Annotated in this window: 16 protein-coding genes; 10 read left to right on the top strand and 6 right to left on the bottom strand. The window is 70.6% G+C overall.

The features are described 5' to 3' along the window. Nucleotides 1–46: 46 nt before the first annotated feature. The 4 genes from BJ971_RS38960 to BJ971_RS38945 all read left to right on the top strand — a co-directional run bounded on the left by BJ971_RS38960 (nt 47) and on the right by BJ971_RS38945 (nt 6,718). A complete protein-coding gene (locus tag BJ971_RS38960; protein WP_184998284.1) occupies nt 47–1,216 on the top strand; it encodes a chaplin in 1,170 nt (389 codons plus the stop codon). Nucleotides 1,217–1,431: 215 nt separating this feature from the next. Beyond that, nucleotides 1,432–2,958, top strand: a complete 1,527-nt coding sequence (locus BJ971_RS38955; RefSeq protein WP_184998283.1) for an acyl-CoA carboxylase subunit beta — start codon at nt 1,432–1,434, stop codon at nt 2,956–2,958. Between the two features lie 28 nt (nt 2,959–2,986). Then, a complete protein-coding gene (locus BJ971_RS38950) occupies nt 2,987–4,144 on the top strand; it encodes an acyl-CoA dehydrogenase family protein (protein WP_184998282.1) in 1,158 nt (385 codons plus the stop codon). A gap of 114 nt (nt 4,145–4,258) precedes the next feature. Beyond that, nucleotides 4,259–6,718 (top strand): ATP-binding protein, encoded by a 2,460-nt coding sequence (locus BJ971_RS38945; RefSeq protein ID WP_221478938.1) that lies wholly within the window; start codon nt 4,259–4,261, stop codon nt 6,716–6,718. Between the two features lie 241 nt (nt 6,719–6,959). Here the strand turns inward: BJ971_RS38945 and BJ971_RS38940 are convergent, their stop codons facing one another. After that, nucleotides 6,960–7,475: a MarR family winged helix-turn-helix transcriptional regulator gene (locus BJ971_RS38940; RefSeq protein WP_184998281.1), complete on the bottom strand. Its 516-nt coding sequence runs from the start codon at nt 7,473–7,475 to the stop codon at nt 6,960–6,962. Nucleotides 7,476–7,577: 102 nt separating this feature from the next. Between BJ971_RS38940 and BJ971_RS38935 the strand changes: the two genes are divergently transcribed. Further along, a complete protein-coding gene (locus tag BJ971_RS38935) occupies nt 7,578–8,156 on the top strand; it encodes a YceI family protein (protein WP_184998280.1) in 579 nt (192 codons plus the stop codon). 210 nt (nt 8,157–8,366) lie between these two features. Continuing rightward, the gene (locus tag BJ971_RS38930) at nt 8,367–9,845 is read left to right on the top strand and encodes a glutamate-cysteine ligase family protein (RefSeq protein WP_184998279.1); all 1,479 of its coding nucleotides are present in this window, start codon (nt 8,367–8,369) and stop codon (nt 9,843–9,845) included. Between the two features lie 15 nt (nt 9,846–9,860). Here the strand turns inward: BJ971_RS38930 and BJ971_RS38925 are convergent, their stop codons facing one another. Beyond that, entirely contained in the window at nt 9,861–11,624 is a 1,764-nt protein-coding gene (locus BJ971_RS38925; RefSeq protein ID WP_184998278.1) for an ABC transporter permease family protein, read from the bottom strand. Nucleotides 11,625–11,730: 106 nt separating this feature from the next. Between BJ971_RS38925 and BJ971_RS38920 the strand changes: the two genes are divergently transcribed. Beyond that, the gene (locus tag BJ971_RS38920; RefSeq protein ID WP_184998277.1) at nt 11,731–12,684 is read left to right on the top strand and encodes a PASTA domain-containing protein; all 954 of its coding nucleotides are present in this window, start codon (nt 11,731–11,733) and stop codon (nt 12,682–12,684) included. Nucleotides 12,685–12,691: 7 nt separating this feature from the next. Here the strand turns inward: BJ971_RS38920 and BJ971_RS38915 are convergent, their stop codons facing one another. Continuing rightward, a complete protein-coding gene (locus BJ971_RS38915) occupies nt 12,692–12,991 on the bottom strand; it encodes a hypothetical protein (protein WP_184999328.1) in 300 nt (99 codons plus the stop codon). Between the two features lie 475 nt (nt 12,992–13,466). On the opposite strand from BJ971_RS38915, the gene BJ971_RS38910 reads away from it, so the two are divergent. From BJ971_RS38910 to BJ971_RS38900, 3 genes are all read left to right on the top strand, one after another. Continuing rightward, complete coding sequence (locus BJ971_RS38910) at nt 13,467–14,348, top strand: helix-turn-helix domain-containing protein (RefSeq protein ID WP_184999327.1); 882 nt, start codon at nt 13,467–13,469, stop codon at nt 14,346–14,348. Beyond that, nucleotides 14,312–14,536: a DUF397 domain-containing protein gene (locus BJ971_RS38905; protein WP_184998276.1), complete on the top strand. Its 225-nt coding sequence runs from the start codon at nt 14,312–14,314 to the stop codon at nt 14,534–14,536. The genes BJ971_RS38910 and BJ971_RS38905 overlap by 37 nt, the downstream gene beginning before the upstream one ends. Nucleotides 14,537–14,750: 214 nt before the next feature. Further along, nucleotides 14,751–15,200, top strand: a complete 450-nt coding sequence (locus BJ971_RS38900; protein ID WP_184998275.1) for a hypothetical protein — start codon at nt 14,751–14,753, stop codon at nt 15,198–15,200. Nucleotides 15,201–15,207: 7 nt separating this feature from the next. Here the strand turns inward: BJ971_RS38900 and BJ971_RS38895 are convergent, their stop codons facing one another. The 3 genes from BJ971_RS38895 to BJ971_RS38885 form a co-directional block, all read right to left on the bottom strand. Continuing rightward, a complete protein-coding gene (locus BJ971_RS38895; protein ID WP_184998274.1) occupies nt 15,208–15,888 on the bottom strand; it encodes a hypothetical protein in 681 nt (226 codons plus the stop codon). A 275-nt stretch (nt 15,889–16,163) separates the two neighbouring features. After that, nucleotides 16,164–16,967, bottom strand: coding sequence for a WecB/TagA/CpsF family glycosyltransferase (locus tag BJ971_RS38890; protein ID WP_377885101.1), 804 nt, complete (start codon nt 16,965–16,967; stop codon nt 16,164–16,166). Then, the gene (locus BJ971_RS38885) at nt 16,967–18,046 is read right to left on the bottom strand and encodes an NAD-dependent epimerase/dehydratase family protein (RefSeq protein WP_184998273.1); all 1,080 of its coding nucleotides are present in this window, start codon (nt 18,044–18,046) and stop codon (nt 16,967–16,969) included. The genes BJ971_RS38890 and BJ971_RS38885 overlap by 1 nt, the downstream gene beginning before the upstream one ends. Between the last annotated feature and the right edge of the window lie 628 nt (nt 18,047–18,674).

Genomic DNA, 18,674 nt, shown 5'->3' with positions numbered 1-18,674 from the left:
ACGCGTCTCACCATTCTCTGACAATTCTGAAAGGCATCTTCTTTCCATGAAGACTTGGGTTCGTAAGACTCTGAACGTCGGTGCCCTCGCCGCGGGTGCGCTCCTGTTCGCCCCGGGCGTCGCCCACGCCGATGTCAACTCCCAGAGCTCCGGCGCCAACATCGGGGTGCTCAACGGCACCCAGGTGATCGCACCGGTCTCCGTCCCGGTGAACCTGACCGGCAACTCCGACTCCGTCCTGGGCTTCGGCACCGCGACGGCGCAGAGCGGCAACTTCATCGAGTCCGGCAAGACCGAGGGCGGCCCGCGCCGCCGGGTCATCGTCCGCGGCGGTGACCAGGTCGGGCAGGTCTCGCAGGGCAACTTCGGGATCGGCAACGGGACCCAGGTGTACATGCCGGTCTCGCTGCCGGTGAACATGGTCGGCAACGGCGTCTCGTTCCTGGGCATCACCAGCGCGGCCGGCACCGGTGTCAACCGCATCGAGAGCGGCCGGGAAGAGTGCGGCGCCGGCGGCGGCCGTCCCTGCCGGGGCGGCGGCAGGCTGGTCGGGCAGAGCAGCACCGGCAACGTCGGGTTCCTGAACGGCACGCAGTTCTACACCCCGGTCAACATCCCGGTGAACATGTGCGGCAACTCGCTCGCCGTCCTGGCGCTGACCCAGGCGCAGGCCTCCTGCGTGAACAACATCGAGTCGGCCAGCGTGACCGAGAAGAAGTCGGCGGGCCACGCCCGGTCCGCCGCCAAGACCGAGTCGGGCATCCCCGACGTGCTCACCCAGAGCACGGCCGGCAACTTCGGCATCGGTAACGGCACCCAGATCGCGGCGCCGATCAACGTCCCGGTCAACATCTGCGGCAACTCGTTCGCGCTGCTCGGCGCGACCAACGCCGCTGGCTCCTGCGCCAACAACATCGGCACCACCGGCTGCGTCAGCAGCGTCACGGTCGTCAAGGGCTGCAAGGGCAACCGCCCGGCTCGTCCGGCTCGTCCGGCCCGTCCGGCCACCCGTCCGGACAACGCCGGCGACAACGACGACCAGTACGCGGGCGACAACGACGACCGCTACGGCGACCAGGGCCGCAAGGGCGCCAAGAAGGCCATGGTCGGAGAGTCGAGTGGCATCGAGGGCATCGACGGCCTCACCCAGAGCCTGAGCAACGCGGGTGGCCTGAACGTCGCTGGCCTGAACGTCATGGACACGCTCAACAACTGAGCTGGTTCGCAGAGGCCCGGGTCACGCCGGTCCCGGGCGTGACCCGAGCGACGCCACCGGGCGTCGGGCAGTAAGCCGGCGCTCCTCCACAGCGCCGGTAGCACCAGACGGACGGGAGTCCTCGCGAGAGCGGGGGCTCCCGTTCGGCGTCTCTGGTCTCAGCCACCGGAATGCGCTACCCTAACGATCGTTCAGGGAAGCACGAAGGGGGCCAGGTGGCATTCGACTCAGAGGCGCTAGCGCAGGCACGCAAGCGGGCGATGGCCGGCGGTGCCGATCGCTACCACGCCGCGAATGCCGCGAAGGGCAAACTCTTCGCCCGTGAGCGGATCGCGCTGCTCGTCGACGAGGGCTCCTTCGTCGAGGACGGGCTCTACGCCAACAGCCTGGCCGAGGGCCTGCCGGCCGACGGCGTGATCACGGGCAACGCCCGGATCGACGGGCGTGCCGTGTGCATCATGGCCAACGACTCGACCGTCAAGGCGGGCTCCTGGGGCGCCCGCACGGTCGAGAAGATCATCAGGATCATCGAGCGGGCGTACGCGACCGGCGTACCCATGGTCTATCTCGTCGATTCCGCGGGCGCCCGGATCACCGACCAGGTCGACCTGTTCCCGGGCCCGCGCGGCGCCGGGAAGATCTTCCACACCCAGGTCCGCGCCTCCGGCTCGATTCCGCAGGTCTGCGCCCTGTTCGGCCCGTCGGCCGCGGGCGGAGCCTACATTCCGGCGTTCTGCGACGTGGTCGCGATGGTCGAGGGCAACGCGAGCATGTACCTCGGCTCCGACCGGATGGTCGAGATGGTCACCGGGGAGAAGACGACGCTCGAGGCGATGGGCGGCGCGCGGGTGCACTGCGCGGAGTCCGGCGTCGGGCACTTCCTCTGCAAGACCGAGCGGGACGCGCTCGAGGTGGTCCGCTCGTACCTGTCCTATCTGCCGTCGAACTACGCAGAGCAGCCGCCGGCCGCGGCCGCGGCCGAACCGGCAAAGGTGGATCTCTCCGCCCTGGTGCCGGTGAGCGAGCGGCAGGCCTTCGACATGCGCCGCTACGTGAAGGGCATCGTCGACGAGGGCTCGTTCTTCGAGATCCACGCGCTCTGGGCCCGGGAGCTGACGGTGGGCTTCGCCCGGCTCAACGGCGAGGTCGTCGGCGTGGTGGGCAACAACTCGATGTTCAAGGGCGGCGTGCTCTTCGTCGACTCGGCCGACAAGGCGAGCCGGTTCGTCCAGCTCTGCGACGCCTTCAACGTGCCACTGATCTTCCTCTCCGACGTGCCCGGCTTCATGGTCGGCAGCGCGGTCGAGAAGCAGGGCATCATCCGGCACGGCGCCAAGATGATCAGTGCGATCTCCGAGGCAACCGTTCCGAAGATCTGCGTCGTGGTCCGCAAGGCCTACGGCGCGGGCCTGTACGCGATGGCCGGCCCCGGCTTCGACCCGGAGGCGACCATCGCCCTGCCCACCGCCAAGATCGCGGTGATGGGCGCCGAGGCGGCCGTAAACGCGGTCTACGCCAACAAGATCGCGGCTCTGCCCGCGGACGAGCGGGAGGCCTTCGTGGCCGAGCGCCGCGCGGAGTACGAGCGCGATATCGACATCATGCGACTGGCCGGTGAGCTGGTGATCGACACCATCGTCGAGCCCGCCGACCTGCGGGGCGAGCTCATCAGCCGCTTCGCCGCCGCCCGCGGCAAGGACCGCGGCTTCTCCCGGCGCCGGCACGGCGTCACCCCGGTCTAGCAGGTCTCTGGTCCAGAAAGGACACGTCATGGTCGACTTCCGGCTCAGTGAGGAGCAGGAGGCACTCGTCGCCAGCGTGCGCGAGTTCGCCCGCGAGCAGGTCGCGCCGGTCATCGGCGAGCATTACGAGCGCAAGACCTTCCCGTACGACCTGATTCGGCAGATGGGCAAGATGGGCCTGTTCGGGCTCCCGTTCGCCGAGGAGCACGGCGGGATGGGTGGCGACTACTTCACCCTCTGCCTGGCTCTCGAGGAGCTGGCCCGGGTCGACAGCAGCGTGGCCATCACCCTGGAGGCCGGCGTCTCGCTGGGTGCGATGCCGATCTACCGATTCGGTACGCCGGAGCAGAAGGCCACCTGGCTACCCAGGCTGACCAGCGGCGAGGCGCTCGCGGCGTTCGGGCTCACCGAGCCAGGCACGGGCTCCGACGCCGGCGCGACCACCACCCGGGCGGTCCTCGACGAGCGGACGAACGAGTGGGTGATCAACGGCTCGAAGGCGTTCATCACCAACTCCGGCACGGACATCACCTGCCTGGTCACGGTGATGGCGGCGACCGGCACGAGGCCGGACGGCAGCAAGGAACTCTCCACGATCATCGTGCCGTCGGGTACCCCGGGCTTCACGGTGGCGCCGGGCTACTCGAAGGTCGGCTGGTGCGCGTCGGACACCCATGAGCTCTCCTTCGACGACGTCCGGGTGCCGGCCGCCAACCTGCTCGGCGAGCGTGGCCGGGGCTTCGCCCAGTTCCTGCGGATCCTCGACGAGGGCCGGATCGCCATCGCCGCGCTCTCGGTCGGCCTGGCGCAGGGCTGCGTCGACGAGTCGGTCAAGTACGCCAAGGAGCGCCAGGCGTTCGGTCAGCCGATCGGCAACTACCAGGCCGTCCAGTTCATGATCGCGGACATGGAGATGCGGGCGCACACCGCGCGGGTCGCGTACTACGACGCCGCGGCGCGGATGCTCGCGGGCCGCGACTTCAAGCACCAGGCGGCGCTGGCCAAGCTCTACTCGAGCGAGGCCGCCATGGACAACGCCCGCTACGCGACCCAGGTGCACGGCGGATACGGCTTCATGAACGAGTCCGCCGTCGGCCGGTTCTACCGGGACGCCAAGATCCTCGAGATTGGTGAGGGCACCTCCGAGGTGCAGCGGATGATCATCGCGCGCGGCCTCGGACTGTAGATCTTGGACGCTCGGTTGGTTTCTGCGGCAAATCCGACGGCGTAACCGTCGGTTACTCGACAAATGGCCGGCTGAGTGCGGCATCCATCGACACGGGTGCCTAGGTTCGAAGGCATGACGTCCGAGCACGGGGCGGGCCAGGTCGGTCCGGGATTCGACGCCGTGCTGCGCGGATACCGGCAGCGGGCGAAACTCACCCAGGACGAGCTGGCCGCCCGGGCCGGGATCGGCGTCCGCACGGTCCGCGACCTCGAGCGCGGTCGCGCGTCCCGGCCGCAGCGCACCACGGTGGAGCTGCTGGCCGCCGCGCTCGGCCTCGCCGGGGCGGACCGGCTGGCGTTTCTCACCGCCGCGCGTGGTCAGCAGTCCGAGGCCGCCGCGGCGCCCCGATTCGTGCGCCTGCCGCCGGCCGCCGACCTGATCGGCCGCGACGGCGACGTGGTCGAGCTGCTCGCCCGGCTCTCGCGGCCGCAGGACGACGGCCCGCGCGGCATCACCCTCGTCGGCCTGGCCGGCGTCGGCAAGACCAGCCTGGCGCTGACGCTCGCGCACCGGGTCGCGCCGGCGCACCCGGGCGGCGTGGCCGGGATCGTCGTCACCGACGGCTCGACCGCCGGCGAGGTGCTGGGCGGCGTCGCGGCCGTGTTCGGCGTCGGCCGGCCGGACGACCTGGTGCCGCGCTTCGCCGGCCGCTCCGCGTTGCTGCTGGTCGACGCCGTCGAACGCGCGTCGGAGGCGGTGGCCGAGGCGCTGAGCCGGCTGCTCCGCCAGCACCCCACGCTGCGCTTCCTGGCCACCGGCCGGCACCCGATCGGCCTGCCCACCGAGCGGGTCTGGCCGGTAGCCCCGCTGGTCGCGCCGCCCTGCGACGCGGGACCGGGTCTGGCCGATGTGGCCGGTTATCCGGCCGTGGCGCTCTTCCTCGACCGGCTGGCCCGGGTGCGCGGCGCGCCGGTCGAGCCCGACGAGGTGGCGCCGCTGTCCGCGCTGGTCCGGCGGCTCGGCGGCCTTCCGATCGCGCTCGAACTGGCCGCCGCCCGCGGCCGGGTGCTCACCGTCGCCGAGATCCTCGACCGGTACGGCGACCGCGTCCTCGATCTGTCCGGGCCTCCCGCCGAGGGCGGCGTCGTCTCGGTGCGTGACGCGGTCGCGGCCAGCTACCGCCTGCTCCCGGCCGACGAGCAGCGCGACCTGCACCGGCTCGCCACCTTCCGGAACCGCTGGTCGCTGGACCTGGCCGAGGCGGTCATCGAGGACGGCCGGTCCAAGGACGCGGTGCATCTGCTGGACCGGCTGCTGGAGCTCGGCCTGCTCAGCGCCCGCGGCGCCCGCGCGCTCCGGTTCCGCCTGCTGGACGTCGTGCGCGACTACGCGCTCGAACGCGCCGCCGCCGGTGGCGACCTGCACGCCGCCCGTCGCCGGCACGCCGAGGTCATGGCCGACCTGGCGCAGGGGACCGCGCCGGAGCTGAACGGCGCCCGGCTGGCCGAGGCGGCCGCCCGGCTCGACGACGTCGCCGGCGATCTGGGCGCCGCGCTCACCTTCGCGGCCCAGGAGCAACCACACACCGCCCTGCGCATCGCGGCCGCGCTGCCGCGATGGTGGCGGTTCCGCGGCCGGGACGTCACCGGGCGGCAGTGGCTGCGGCGGCTACTGGCCGACCCGCGCACGGCCGACGCCGACCCGGCGGTACGGGCCTGGGCGAAGGTCGGGCTGGCCCAGCTGGCGCTCGAACACGGGTCGGGTGCCGAGGAGATCGGCTCCGCGGAGGCGGCCCTCGCCGAGTTCTCGGCCCTCGATGACGTGCCGGGCCAGCTCACCGCCCACACCCAGCTCGCCGCGCTGTGGATGACGACCCGCGGCTACGACCAGGCCCGGCGGCACGGCACGGAGGCGCTCACGCTGGCTCGCGGCAGTGGCCGGGTCCGCGACATGGCGGTGGCGGAGAACAACCTGACCTGGCACGAGATCCGCGAGGGTGACCTGGCCGCGGCGCGTGACCGGCTCGCCGAGGTCGACCGGCTGGCCAGCCGCTGCGGCGAGCACCGGCTGCGGGCCGTGGCGGCGGCGAACCTCGCCGAGGTGGAACGGCTCGACGGGCGGTTCGACGAGGCGGCGCGGCTGGGCCGGGACGCGATCGCCGAGCTGGAGGACGTCGGCGACCCGGGACACCGGCGCCGGGTGCTCGCCACGGTCGGGCTGGCCCTGGCCGGCGGCGGCCGGGTCGACGAGGCGGCCGCGGTGCTGGCCGAGCTGCGCCCGGCGGAGAACACGGATCCCGCAGACGGGCCGGCCGCGATCGTCGAGGCGGCGATCGCGCTGCGGCGCGGCGACCAGATGCGGGCGGCGGAGTGTTTCGCGGCGGCCGCGGGGGCATACGACGGCCGACACGATCCGCGGGACACGGTCGAGGCGCTTGTCGGACTGGTGCTGAGCACCCCGGATCCGGATCGCCGGCAGCAGGCGGTGCGGCGGCTCGGTGAGCTCTGCCGGACGGGCGGGATCACGCTGATGGCCGGCGAGCGGGAACTGCTCGGCGCGGAGGTGACCCGGCAGATCGAGGGGGGCGGGTGAGCGTCCGCCGGCGGCGTGGACGACCGGCGTTTTCCGTGGCCCCCACACGCCGGTCGTCACAACGCCCCGGTAACGCGGCGAGGACAAAACTCCCCCGTTCGCCCCGCCTCGGCCTCGGCCGCGCCGCGTCCCCCTTGCGGAGATCACCCTAGCGGTGGCGGGTGGCGATTTGCGAAGTTAAGCGGGTTTCGGCGGCGCCGCCCGGCGGTTCTGCCGGTACTTCTGCCGGTTGATCCCCGCGTCAGCGGGCCGGCGCGACGGGCCCGGTGCTCGGGTCGTGGTGGTCCTCCCCGGTGCTGCCCGCCGTCGCGCACGGGTTGACCGCGTCGCGGATGATCCGCAGGGAATCCAGCATCTGGTCGAGCTGTGCGGGCTCCAGCTGACCGATGAACCATTGCTGCACCAGCTGGAGGTGCCCGGGGAGGATCTCCTCGAGCCGAGTGACTCCGGCCTCGGTGATAACCGCGTAGGAGCTGCGGCGGTCGTTGGGGCAGGCCTCGCGGCGGATCAGGCCGCCGCGTTCCATGCGGTCGACGACCCTGGTCACGCCGCTGGTGGACAGGGAGGTCTGGCCGGCGAGATCGGTCATGCGCAGGCGGTTCTGCGGCGAGCGGGCGAGGCGCATCAGCACCTCGAACTCGACCGGAGAGACCCGGTGCTGCTCGAACTGCACGGCGAAGCGGCTGGTCAGGCCCGTGAACGCCTCGGAGAAAAGTCCGACGGCGGTGAATCGGGGGTCCTCGAAAATGTTGCCCACGTCGCCATCTTACCAGCGACCCTTGACACGGGGAATATTGCTGGGCATATAGTTGCTCCGTCAGACAACAAGTTCGGCACCAACCTTTGAGGGGAACCTGTCATGACCAACTCCGTCGCCACCACCCGCGAGTTCGAGGGTCTCCAGATCCCGGCCGCCGGCGTCTACGAGCTCGACGCCGCGCACAAGCGGGTCGGCTTCGTGGTGCGCCACCTGATGGTGAGCAAGGTGCGTGGCAACTTCGCCGAGGCCACCGCCACCATCACGATCGGTGAGGACCCGCTGCAGTCCTCCGTCGTCGCCTCCATCGCCACCGCGAGCGTGCAGACCGGTCAGGCCGACCGCGACAACCACCTGCGCACGGGCGACTTCTTCGAGGCGGAGAAGTACCCGACCATGGAGTTCCGCAGCACCGGCATCAAGTCGCACGAGGGTGCCGAGTTCGTCCTCGACGGCGAGCTCACCATCAAGGGCGTGACCAAGCCGGTCGAGCTGCTCGTCGAGTTCGAGGGCGCGGCAACCAGCCCGTACGGGCAGTCGGTGTTCGGCTTCAGCGCCACCACCGAGATCGACCGCGAGGACTGGGGCCTGACCTACAACATGGCCCTGGAGTCCGGCGGCGTCATGATCGGCAAGAAGGTCAAGATCGAGATCGAGGGCGAGGCCATCCTCCAGGCCTGACCTCCGACCGATCAGCGGGAGCGCCGTCCGTTCGGGCGGCGCTCCCGCTGTATGTCCACCTTTGGTAGCGACATCGCCCGAGGGGATGCGAAGGTAGACCCTGCGCTTCCGAGCGCTCACCCACAGCTGATCTGTGTCCGTTTCGTCCCTGGTCATGGTTACCGAGCCCACATAACGTGAGAGCATCACGCGAATGTGGCAGGAGGAACGATGGGTAAGGACCTCTCAGTGGTCGTCAGCGCCCAGGACGATCGGGTCCGCTATCGGCGAAAGGTGCGCCGCTGCCTGGACGTGTTGAGGCGCATGCTCGACGACGTCACGTTCGACACGGAGAGCCCGACGACAGGTCTCGAGATCGAGCTCAACCTGATGGACTCCGATGCCGAGCCCGCCATGTGCAATGCGGAGATCCTGGGCAACCTGGCCGACCCGAGGTTTCAGACGGAGTTGGGGCAGTTCAACCTCGAACTGAACGCGATACCCCGGCTGATCAGCGGAAACGGGTTCGCCGACTACGAGCTGGACATCGTCGAGAGCCTCGCGCACGCCGAGGACCGGGCCGGCAAGTCGGGCTGCACGATCGTGCTCATCGGCTGCCTGCCCACCCTGCGGCCGGATCATCTGGTGCTGGCGAACCTGTCGGCGAACGAGCGCTACCGTGCGCTGAACGACCAGATCGTCGGCGCCCGCGGCGAGCATTTCAGCGTCGACATCCGCGGGGTCGAGCGCCTGCAGACGTCGAACGACTCGATCGCGCCCGAGGCGGCGTGCACCAGCGTGCAGTTCCACCTGCGGGTGCCACGGGACGAGTTCGCGGCCTACTGGAACGCCTCACAGGCGGTGGCCGGCATTCAGGTGGCGGTGGGTGCGAACTCGCCGTACCTGCACGGGCGGCAGTTGTGGGCCGAGACCCGGATCGCCCTGTTCGAGCAGGCCACCGACACCAGGCCGGACGAGCTGAAGGCGCAGGGGGTACGGCCGCGGGTGTGGTTCGGCGAGCGCTGGATCGACTCGGTGCTCGACCTGTTCGAGGAGAACGTGCGGTACTTCCCGCCGCTGCTGCCGATCATCGACGACGAGGACCCGGTCGAGATCATCGAGGCCGGCGGTGTGCCGATCCTCGGTGAGCTGCGGCTGCACAACGGCACCGTCTACCGCTGGAACCGGCCGGTGTACGACGTGATGAACGGGCGGCCGCACCTGCGGGTGGAGAACCGGGTGATGCCGGCCGGGCCGACGGTGATCGACATGCTCGCCAACGCGGCGTTCTACTTCGGCATGGCCTGGGAGCTGGCGGCCGAGGAGGATCCGATCTGGGCCCGGTTGCCGTTCGCCACGGCCGAGGACAACTTCCACGTCGGCGCCCGGCGGGGAATCGAGGCGACCGTCGTCTGGCCCCGGGTCGGCGAGATCTCGGTGACCGATCTGGTGCTGGATGTGCTGCTGCCGAAGGCATATGCGGGGCTCGACCGTCTCGGCGTCGACCCGGTGCAGCGGGATCGGCTGTTGGGAATCATCGAGGGCCGGTGTGTCAGCGGTCGCAACGGTGCCACCTGGCAGGCGTCCGCGGTCTGGTCCGCCGAGCATCGGCGGGGGTTGTCGCGGGACGCCGCGCTGCACGACATGTTGCTTCGATACAGCTCACTCCAGCGAACGAATTGTCCCGTTCACACCTGGCCGACCGACTAGTCGTTGTTTGCCGGGTCAGGCGCTCGTGTCGTCGCCCGATCGGCGGCCGAAGCGGCGCAGGCCGCGCCGCTTGGGTTCCGCCGTGGACGGTTCGTCGTCGACCCATAGTGGACCCGCGGGCGCCGAATTCGTGGCCGCGCCTCCGGGTTCGGACTTCCCCGGGGTCTGCGGTGCCGCCGGTGCCGCCGATTTGGCCGGGGTGGACTTGGTGGACTTCGCGGGGGTCTTCCCTGCTGGGGGCGTTTTATCGGAACTGGCGTCATCCGCCGGGCCGGGCGTCGAATTGCCACCCGGTTTCGGCGGGCCGCCCGCCCGCTTTGCCGCCTCCGGGGAAGATTCACCCGATCGAGGAGGATTGATCTTCGCGACCTGCGGCGCGGTGGGCGGCGGCTTGACGGTCGAGCGGGCGTCCGATCCCCCGGGTGCCGCCGGTGCGCCGTTGCGGGCGCCACTCTCGGTAGCCGCGGGGCCGGGCTGGGCGACCGGCGCCTTCCCACGCGGCGATGCCGGTTTGGTCACGCTGGGTGTTGGCGGAGCCGACGGCGCGGCGGGCGCCGGCTTGCCGGACCCGGCCCGTCCCCGCTTCGTGCGGGCGGTCGCCGGGGCACCGGCGGCCATCTCCTGCCCGTTCGCCGGCGAGCGCTGGGCCGGTGCCTGTGCGGCGGCCGGTGCCTTGGCGCGGCCCGTCACCACGCCGGGCTCGCCGGCACCGTCGCGAGCCGCGCTGCTGCGCCGCAGCCGGCCCAGCAGCGAGGGCCGCGTGCGTCCCTCCGGCGCCGCGGGCGGGTTCGCGGCCGGCGCGGCCGTCGCGGCCGCCCGGCTCGACGACCGGGGCGTGGGCACGGCGCGTTCCGGTGTGGAACCCGCGCCGGCGCCGGCGCCGAGCGCGCGCGGCCCAACGGGCGCCGGGCGGGCGGCCCGCCGGTTGGCGCGGCCCTGGCCGATGGCGACCGTGAGCGCCGAGCCGGCCAGGCCGGCGAGGACCGCGTAGGGCGCGATCAGGTACGCCGACTCCAGCGGTCCCAGGGCGCCCGTCAACTGCGGTGCCAGGACGAAGAAGGACGCCGCCACCAGCAGCGGGCCGACCGCGCCCGAGGTGGCCGCGCCGACGCCGAGGTCGCCGCGCAGCACCGCGGGCAGGGCGCCGATCACGCCGATGATCAGGGCGGCGAGCAGGCTCAGCAGGGCGCTCGGCCAGTAGATCGTGCCGAACATGGCGTCGATCGAGTCCGGCGCGGCGAACTGCCAGCTCGACAGGTACGTCGCCGACGGACGGTGCCAGGCGATCGAGACCACGACCGCCGCCGCGGCCAGCGACCAGAGCCAGGCGGCCGTGGCGATCAGGTTCGCCGCCACCGGCCTGGACGCGATCGCCCAGTAGGCGATCACCAGGCCGAGGAGCACGCCGGCGACCGCGTAACCGCCCGCGATGGTCTGTGGTGAGAACGTGTCCACGCGTACCGCGGAACGGGCCGGTAGCGCGATCAGCGCGACCGTCAGCAGGGCGCCGACCGCGGCGGAGGTCGCCAGCGCCAGGCGCCAGGCGCCACCCGTCGCGCGCCCGAGCCGGCCGGCGATTACCGCGCCGAAGACCGTCGCGTTCGCCGCGATCCACGTCGCCCAGCCGAGGCTGCCCAGCCAGACGCTGTCGTCGGCGGACGGGATGACCGGCCAGACGACCACGCCGAGGCCGTAGCCGAGGCCCAGTTGAGCGGCGCCCGTCCCCGCGGCCACCCCGGCCGCGGTTGCTACCTGCACTGTCCAGCCCTTCTCGGCCATGCCGGGCACTGTAGCCGTCGGTCACCATGCCTGCGAATCGCCGAGGTGATGCCGCAAGATTGGTTAGGTTGGCGTCAGCCGGCGTGTAAGTGGAGAGGATCCTGCGATGTCCGACGACGAGGAGCCCCGCCGTCCTGACGAGACGAGCGAGTCCTCGCCATTCGACGACGAGGGCGAAAGTCGTCCGAACGACGGTCCCCGAACGGGTGACGAGGTCGCGGACAGCACCGAGGAGATGCCGCGCACGGCGCCGGACGGGGACGCGGACCGCACCGAGCAGATGCCGCGCACCGCGCCGGACGGGGACGCGGACCGCACCGAGCAGATGCCGCGCACGGCGCCGGATGACGACGCGACGCAGGAGTCGCCGCGGCCGTCGCGGGGCGACACGACGTGGGAACTCCCCGCCACCGACGACTCCGCTGCGCGTACCGAGCGTTACGACCGCGACGCCGACACCTGGGCGGACGACGGTGGGCCGGCGTGGTCCGGACGGGCCGGTGTGCGCCCGCGCGCCGGCTACGAGGACGACGACTGGGCCTCGGTGTCCCCGGACGGGCCGGACGGGAAGTGGTGGATGCCGATCCTGGTCGGCATCATCGCCCTGCTGCTGCTCGGCCTGCTTGGCTGGGGGATCTACCTGATCGTGCAGTCCACCGGGGACGACGCCGGCACCCCGCCGGCGGTGACCGCCTCGGCCGCTCCGCCGCCGACCGCCGAGCCGACGACGCAGGCGCCCACCACGAGGCCGGCCACCACCGAGCCGACGCGTTCGGCGGCGCCGTCGCCGACCGACATCACGGTTCCGGCGTTGAAGGGGCTCTCCACCGACGAGGCGCGCGCCGCGCTGGACCGCAAGCGGTTGAGCTATCGCCTGCGGTTCGTGACAAGCGATTCTCCGCCCGGCACCGTGATCGACAGCGACCCGGCCGAGGGCCAGCAGGTACCGGCGGACACGGTGATCGCGCTGATCATCGCGGCCGCGCCGACCACGTCGCCGACCCCCACGCAGGCGGAGACCACCAGCGGCGGCCCTGCCGGTCAGCAGGGCGAGGACTGAGCCGCGGTCAGCGGTTGGCGCGTAGTGCGCGGGCCTGGATCGCGCCGGTGGTCATCCCCGGCTGGCGACCGTTGCGGGCACGCGGATCCGGGGCCTTGCCGACCTGGCGCAGGCCGCCGACCTGCACGAAGATCGAGCGTCGCTCGACGGCGTCACCGGACGCGTTGAGCTCGTAGCCATCCAGCCAGATCCAGCCCTCATAGGTCGGCCAGTCGTGCACCCGGATGACCCGGAAAAGCATTGGCGCCGCGAATTGGACACTCGCCGCCTTCGTCACGTGTATGACATCGCCGGACCGAGGTAGCACGTCATCTCCTGTCCTGAACCCAGTAGGGGCAAACATCATTTTGCCGCATAGTGAACGCAGATGGTCCAGTGTGCCCGGCTCGTACATGTTTGCAAGGTTGTGACGATGCCATTCATCACAACGGTGCGGTAACGCCGTCGACGGCGTCGCCGGATCCGGCGGACTTGCCACAGTCCAACCAGGACACTCGGCGGAAGCCGACCCCCGGTGAAGGCGTCGCTTTTGGTGCGGTGCGTCGGGCCTGACGGTGTCGCTCAGCACTTCTTCAAGAACACTAAGTGACGCACGCCATACGGAAAGACTGCACCACGAGGTGGGTCGATGCAAGTTGCAGGTCAGCCGAAAGTGATCTAACGATCACTGTGGACACTTGAAGGATCAAGAGATCAACAGAGACACTGATCCCGACAAACACCGTACGGTGGACGCCGCGTAGTCGTTCCGTCGCACAGTGCCACGCAGTCCGGAGGTGAGCGTGAATCCGCGCCGCAGCCCCACAATCCGCCGCCGCCGACTCGGTGCCGAACTTCGCAGGTACCGCGACGAGGCCGGCGTGACGATCGACGTGGTGGCCGACCGTCTCGGCTGTTCGCCGTCCAAGGTGTCCAGGATCGAGACCGGTCATACCAGTGCCACGCCACGCGATGTCAAGGATATGTTGGACATTTACGGCATTAGCGGCATCGAATCGGAGGAATTGGTACAAATATCCAGAGAGGCGCGTCAGAAGGGGTGGTGGCACCCGTTCAGCACGGTGCTCACCGGCGCCTATGTCGGTCTGGAGGCCGCGGCCAAGTCGATCCGCGCGTACGAACAGCAGGTCGTGCCGGGTCTACTTCAGACCGATAAGTACGCGATTGCCATGATTAGGGCCGCCCGACTGGGTGACAGTGACCGAGAAATAGAGCAACGGGTACGAGTCCGAATGGCGCGCCAGGCGTTATTGATTCAGGACGATCCGATCGAACTCTGGGTGGTGCTCGATGAAGCGGTGGTAAGTCGCCCCGTCGGCGGCGACGAGGTCATGCGAGATCAACTGCTCCGGTTGGTCGAGGCGACCCGGATGCCCAACGTCACGCTGCAGATCCTGCCGTTCGCGGCGGGTGCCCACGCCGGCATGGACGGCACGTTCGCGATTCTCGACTTTCCGGATGCCGAAGATCCCGATGTGGTGTTCTCTGAGAACGCCACCGGTGGGCTCTTTCTGGAGAAGAGCGACGACCTCCGCAAGTACAACTCCATCTTCGACACCATCCGGGCGACGGCCCTCTCACCCGAGGAGTCCAGGAACATGATCGCTATGCTGGCAGAGGAGCCATTGTGGAAGTTGAGACCAAAGGTTTCCGGATCGATCTGAACCGCGCACAGTGGTTCAAGAGCACTCGCAGTGGCCCGAACTGTGACAACTGCGTCGAGGTCGCCTTCGTGGACGGGGCCATCGCGGTCCGCGACTCGAAGAACCCGGCAGGACCTGCGCTGATCTTCACCGCCGCCGAGTGGGATGCCTTCGTGGGAGGCACCAAGGACGGCGAGTTCGACCTGTAGAGCACGGCACCTGTGGCCGCCCCCGCCACCAGCGCGGGGGCGGCGGTCGCATTTCGCCCATTTTGTACCGTCGCCCCTCGGCGTCGGCCTCGTTGAACGCTCTAAGCGCGGACCGGACCGCGCTCCGAACCGTCGTCGGCCCGCACGGCTGACCGTCCCCCCTCAGTGACGGTGCGGGCAGGCCTTCGATACGAGCGAGGCAAGGCGAAACAAGATGACGATTGGTTCCGACAACCTCAGTAACGGATCCTCCACCGCGCAGGATCGGTTCAGCGGCGGCGTGAGCGCGTACCGCCAGACCCGCCGGGAGGCGGCCCTGGCCGCCGAGAACGGCGACGGTGAGCTGATCTCGCGCAGCAGCGGCAGCAGCCTCCCCTCGGGCCTGCCGACCCGCACGCCGATCGAGCCGACCAGCGCGCTGGAACGGGCGGCGAAGCTGCCCTCGCTGGACCTGCAAGGCCTCAGCGAGCCGGTCTTCACGTCCGGTGGCTGGGTCGACGCCTCCGCCTCCCTGTCGATGGCCGACCATCCGCTGCTGCGCGGCCTGCTGCTCGAGCTGCCGGCCCGCGGCACGATGCCGGAGTCCGGCTGGCTGGACCGCTGGTTCGAGGCCGCCCGGTCGATCCTGGAGCTGCTCTACGTCCAGGAGGCCCGGCGCAAGTAGTTCGCGGTCACGCGGCCCGGTCGGCGGGGACGGCCAGGATCGCCGCGTCGTGCTCCTCCGGCGGCGCGGCGTAGGTCTCGGCCGGCGTGGACGTGCGCATCGTCGGCAGGGCCCGCAGGCCGGCCCGGCCGATCGGCGCCAGGACCGCCACGTTGAGCCGGCTGTGCCGGATCGCGTGGCGGATGCCCAGAGCCAGGACGCCGACGCCGACCGCGGTGAGCACGACCCCGACCATGTCGGCGCCGGGCGCCTCCACCACCCCGGCGGCGATCGGCACGCCCGCCAGCGCGGCCAGGCCGGTGACTTGCAGCGGGGTCGCGACCAGCGGGTGGGCAGCCGCGGCCCGCAGGGCCGGCGGCGCCGGCGTCAGCGGGGCGGTGGCGAACGCGCCCGCGCCGCGCCGGATCTGGGTGACGCGGCGCGCGGTCACCAGCAGCACGAACGCCGCCGGTACGGCGGGCAGCAGCGCGGCGCCCGCCGCCGCGGACTCACCCGGCAAAGCGCCGGTCGCCATCGGTACGGCGATGAGCACCGCGACGCCGCCACCGACCAGCATGGACAGTGCGCGGGCACGACGGCGCAGCTCACGTGCCGTGCGGACGCCGGGCAGCGTCTCGGCCAGGAATCCGGCGGCGAGCCAGATCGCGGCGAGCAGGCCGATCGGGATGAGGTCCGTTGCGGTGTTCACATCGACAGAATTCACCTGCCGCGCAAGGAACAGAACCGGGATATGCCCTGACCGGGTACCCGTAGGGGGACGGTCAGCAACTCCACGTATCAGAACAATTACGCAGGGCGCTCACCCCAATGGGCGAAGTGGACAATGGCCCCTGTTCCGACGGTGACGTGTGTCCTAGTGTCGGGTGCCAGATGTCCGGCGATGCATCGGCCGGGCACCGACGGCTCGACCTGGGGAGGTCGGTCGGGGTCCCGGCGGCGACGCGGCGGACCCCGGCACCGCCGTCAGACCGCGAAACTCGTGACCGGCTCGGTGGCCGGCGCGGGCGGGGTCGCCTTCCACAGGCCGAGCCGCTGCGCCGCCAACCGCGACACGTACGCCGGGTTCAGCAGGATGTAGCGCCTCCAGAGCCGCTTCGGTTCCAGCCCGAGCCGCCACAGCCACTCGAGGGAGTACTTCTGCATCCACGCGGGCGGGTTCCTGAGCAGGCCCGCGTGGTAGTCGAACGCCGCACCGACGGCGAGCAGCGGCATGTCGAGCAGCGGGCGCATCGCGTACGTGAAGATCTCCTGGCGCGGGCAGCCCAGCCCGACCAGGACGATGCGCGCGCCCGACGCCTTGATCCGGTCCGCGATCCCGGCGTCCTCGCCCGGCTGGACGCTGCGGAACTTCGACGCCTCGACCCCGGCGATCTTCAGCGCGGGGAACATCCGCTCCAGCGCCGGCACCAGCTTCTCCAGCGTCGGCTCCGTCGAGCCGTACAGGTAGACCGGCAGGCCCTCCGCGGCGGCCTGGCGCAGGACGCGCAGGGTGAGCTCCGGGCCGTACACCCGGTCGGTGAGGCCGGCCCGGTGCAGCAGGTTGAGCGCGCCGCGCACCGGCTGGCCGTCGGGGGTGACCAGGTCGAAGGAGTTGAGCCGGGCGTTGTGCGCCCGGTCCTGCACGCCGGTCATGACGCCGTGCACGGCCAGCGCGGTCACCGCGTAGGGCCGGCGCTCGCGCGCCGCCTCGATGATCTGCGCGGTCGCGGCCTCGTAGTCGATCGCGTCGACCAGTACGCCGAGGACGTTCTTCTTGCCCTGGGCGATCACGACTTGGCCGCCGGAACCCACTTGTCGACGTTCGCCTCGTAGATCTCCTGGAGGATCATCGGGACGTCGTAGACCTGCTTCCACTCCGGGTAGTCGGCCTGGAACGCGGCCATCGAGCCGATCCACCACTGGTGGTCGCCGATCCGGTTCTCGTCGACGTACTCGGTGACCATCTCGGTGCCGCTGATCTTCTCCGCCATGGCGAACGCCTCGAGGTTCGAGCAGTTCGAGTGCCGGCCGCCGCCGAGGTTGTAGACCGCCGCCGAGCGCGGGTTGCGGAAGAACGCCTCGAACGCGCTGAGCACGTCGTGGCTGTGGATGGCGTCGCGGACCTGCTTGCCCTTGTAGCCGAAGATCCGGTACAGCCGCCGCTCCATGTTGGCGCGCATCACGTACCCGAGGAACCCATGCAGCTCGGTGGCCGAGTGCGCCGGTCCCGTCAGCGTGCCACCCCGGAAGATCGCCGTCTTCATCCCGAAGTAACGCCCGTACTCCTGCGCCATCACGTCGGCCGCGACCTTCGACGCGCCGAAGACCGAGTGCAGGCAGTGGTCGATCGACATGTCCTCGGTGATGCCGTCCGCATACGCGTGCCCGGGGTCGATCTCCCACCGGGTCTCCTGCTCGACCAGCGGCAGCCGATTAGGCGTGTCGCCGTAAACCTTGTTGGTCGAGCAGTGGATGAACGGCGCGTCGATGCAGTACTCACGAGTGTTCTGCAACATGTTGAGCGTCCCGCCGGCGTTCACGTCGAAGTCGGTGAACGGATCACGCACGGCCCAGTCATGCGACGGCTGCGCCGCCGTGTGGATCACCACGGCGATATCCGACCGGTACCGCTGGAAGATCTTCGCCAGCGAGTCCCGATCCCGGATGTCCACCCCGTGGTGCGAGTAGGCCGACCCGAGCTCCGCGGTGAGCTGCTGCACATTCCAGGCCGTCGAGGCCTCCGCGCCGAAGAACTCCTGCCGCATGTCGTTGTCGATCCCAACAACCTCGAGGCCAAGCCCGGCAAAGTGCCGGACCGCCTCGGAGCCGATGAGACCACCTGATCCGGTTACCAGGGCGACGGCCACGAGGAACTCTCCAGAGGGTCGGTTACGAAAATCAGACGAGAGCATAACGCGCCCACGCTCACGCTCCGTTGTCACCCAATCGGACCCCCTCCCCCAACCACAAGCCCACCCCACCCCCACCCATCACCCTCCGCGCACCCAAACCCCCCACCCCGCCCCGCCAACACGCCCCTACCCACCCGCCCCCGCCAACTCGCACGTCCCGGAGCGCTCACCCGAGAGGGTGCGCCGTGCGGCTTGAAGCAAGCAGTCACCCCGAAGGCCCCGCCTGGACGGAGCAATCAGTCACCCCGGAGGTGCCGGCTGGGCGGAGCAATCAGTCACCCCGGAGGTGCCGGCTGGGCGGAGCGAGCGGTCACCCCGGAGGTGCCGGCTGGGCGGAGCGAGCGGTCACCCCGGAGGTGCCGGCTGGGCGGAGCGAGCGGTCACCTCGGAGGTGCCGGCTGGGCGGAGCGAGCGGTCACCTCGGAGGTGCCGGCTGGGTGGAGTGAGCGGTCACCCTGGAGGTGCTGGGTGGATGGATTGAGCGGTCACCCGGGGCGTGGATGCATGCAGCCGACCGGTCGCGCCGGGCGGGTTGCGTGGCGTCGGGTGGGTGGAGCGAGGGCGCGTGGGGTCAAAGCCCCAC

Origin of the sequence: Amorphoplanes digitatis (genome assembly GCF_014205335.1) — a bacterium.
GTDB lineage: Bacteria > Actinomycetota > Actinomycetes > Mycobacteriales > Micromonosporaceae > Actinoplanes > Actinoplanes digitatus.
The sequence above is the reverse complement of the archived record's forward strand: the minus strand, read 5'-3'. Positions and strand labels throughout refer to the sequence as shown.

Bases quoted from the DNA above. Each gene is read 5' to 3' on its own strand.
- BJ971_RS38900 (WP_184998275.1), top strand. From the start codon at position 14,751: ATGACGATTGGTTCCGACAACCTCAGTAACGGATCCTCCACCGCGCAG.
- BJ971_RS38945 (WP_221478938.1), top strand. From the start codon at position 4,259: ATGACGTCCGAGCACGGGGCGGGCCAGGTCGGTCCGGGATTCGACGCC.
- BJ971_RS38960 (WP_184998284.1), top strand. From the start codon at position 47: ATGAAGACTTGGGTTCGTAAGACTCTGAACGTCGGTGCCCTCGCCGCG.
- BJ971_RS38950 (WP_184998282.1), top strand. From the start codon at position 2,987: ATGGTCGACTTCCGGCTCAGTGAGGAGCAGGAGGCACTCGTCGCCAGC.
- BJ971_RS38930 (WP_184998279.1), top strand. From the start codon at position 8,367: ATGGGTAAGGACCTCTCAGTGGTCGTCAGCGCCCAGGACGATCGGGTC.
- BJ971_RS38935 (WP_184998280.1), top strand. From the start codon at position 7,578: ATGACCAACTCCGTCGCCACCACCCGCGAGTTCGAGGGTCTCCAGATC.
- BJ971_RS38925 (WP_184998278.1), bottom strand. From the start codon at position 11,624: ATGGCCGAGAAGGGCTGGACAGTGCAGGTAGCAACCGCGGCCGGGGTG.
- BJ971_RS38920 (WP_184998277.1), top strand. From the start codon at position 11,731: ATGTCCGACGACGAGGAGCCCCGCCGTCCTGACGAGACGAGCGAGTCC.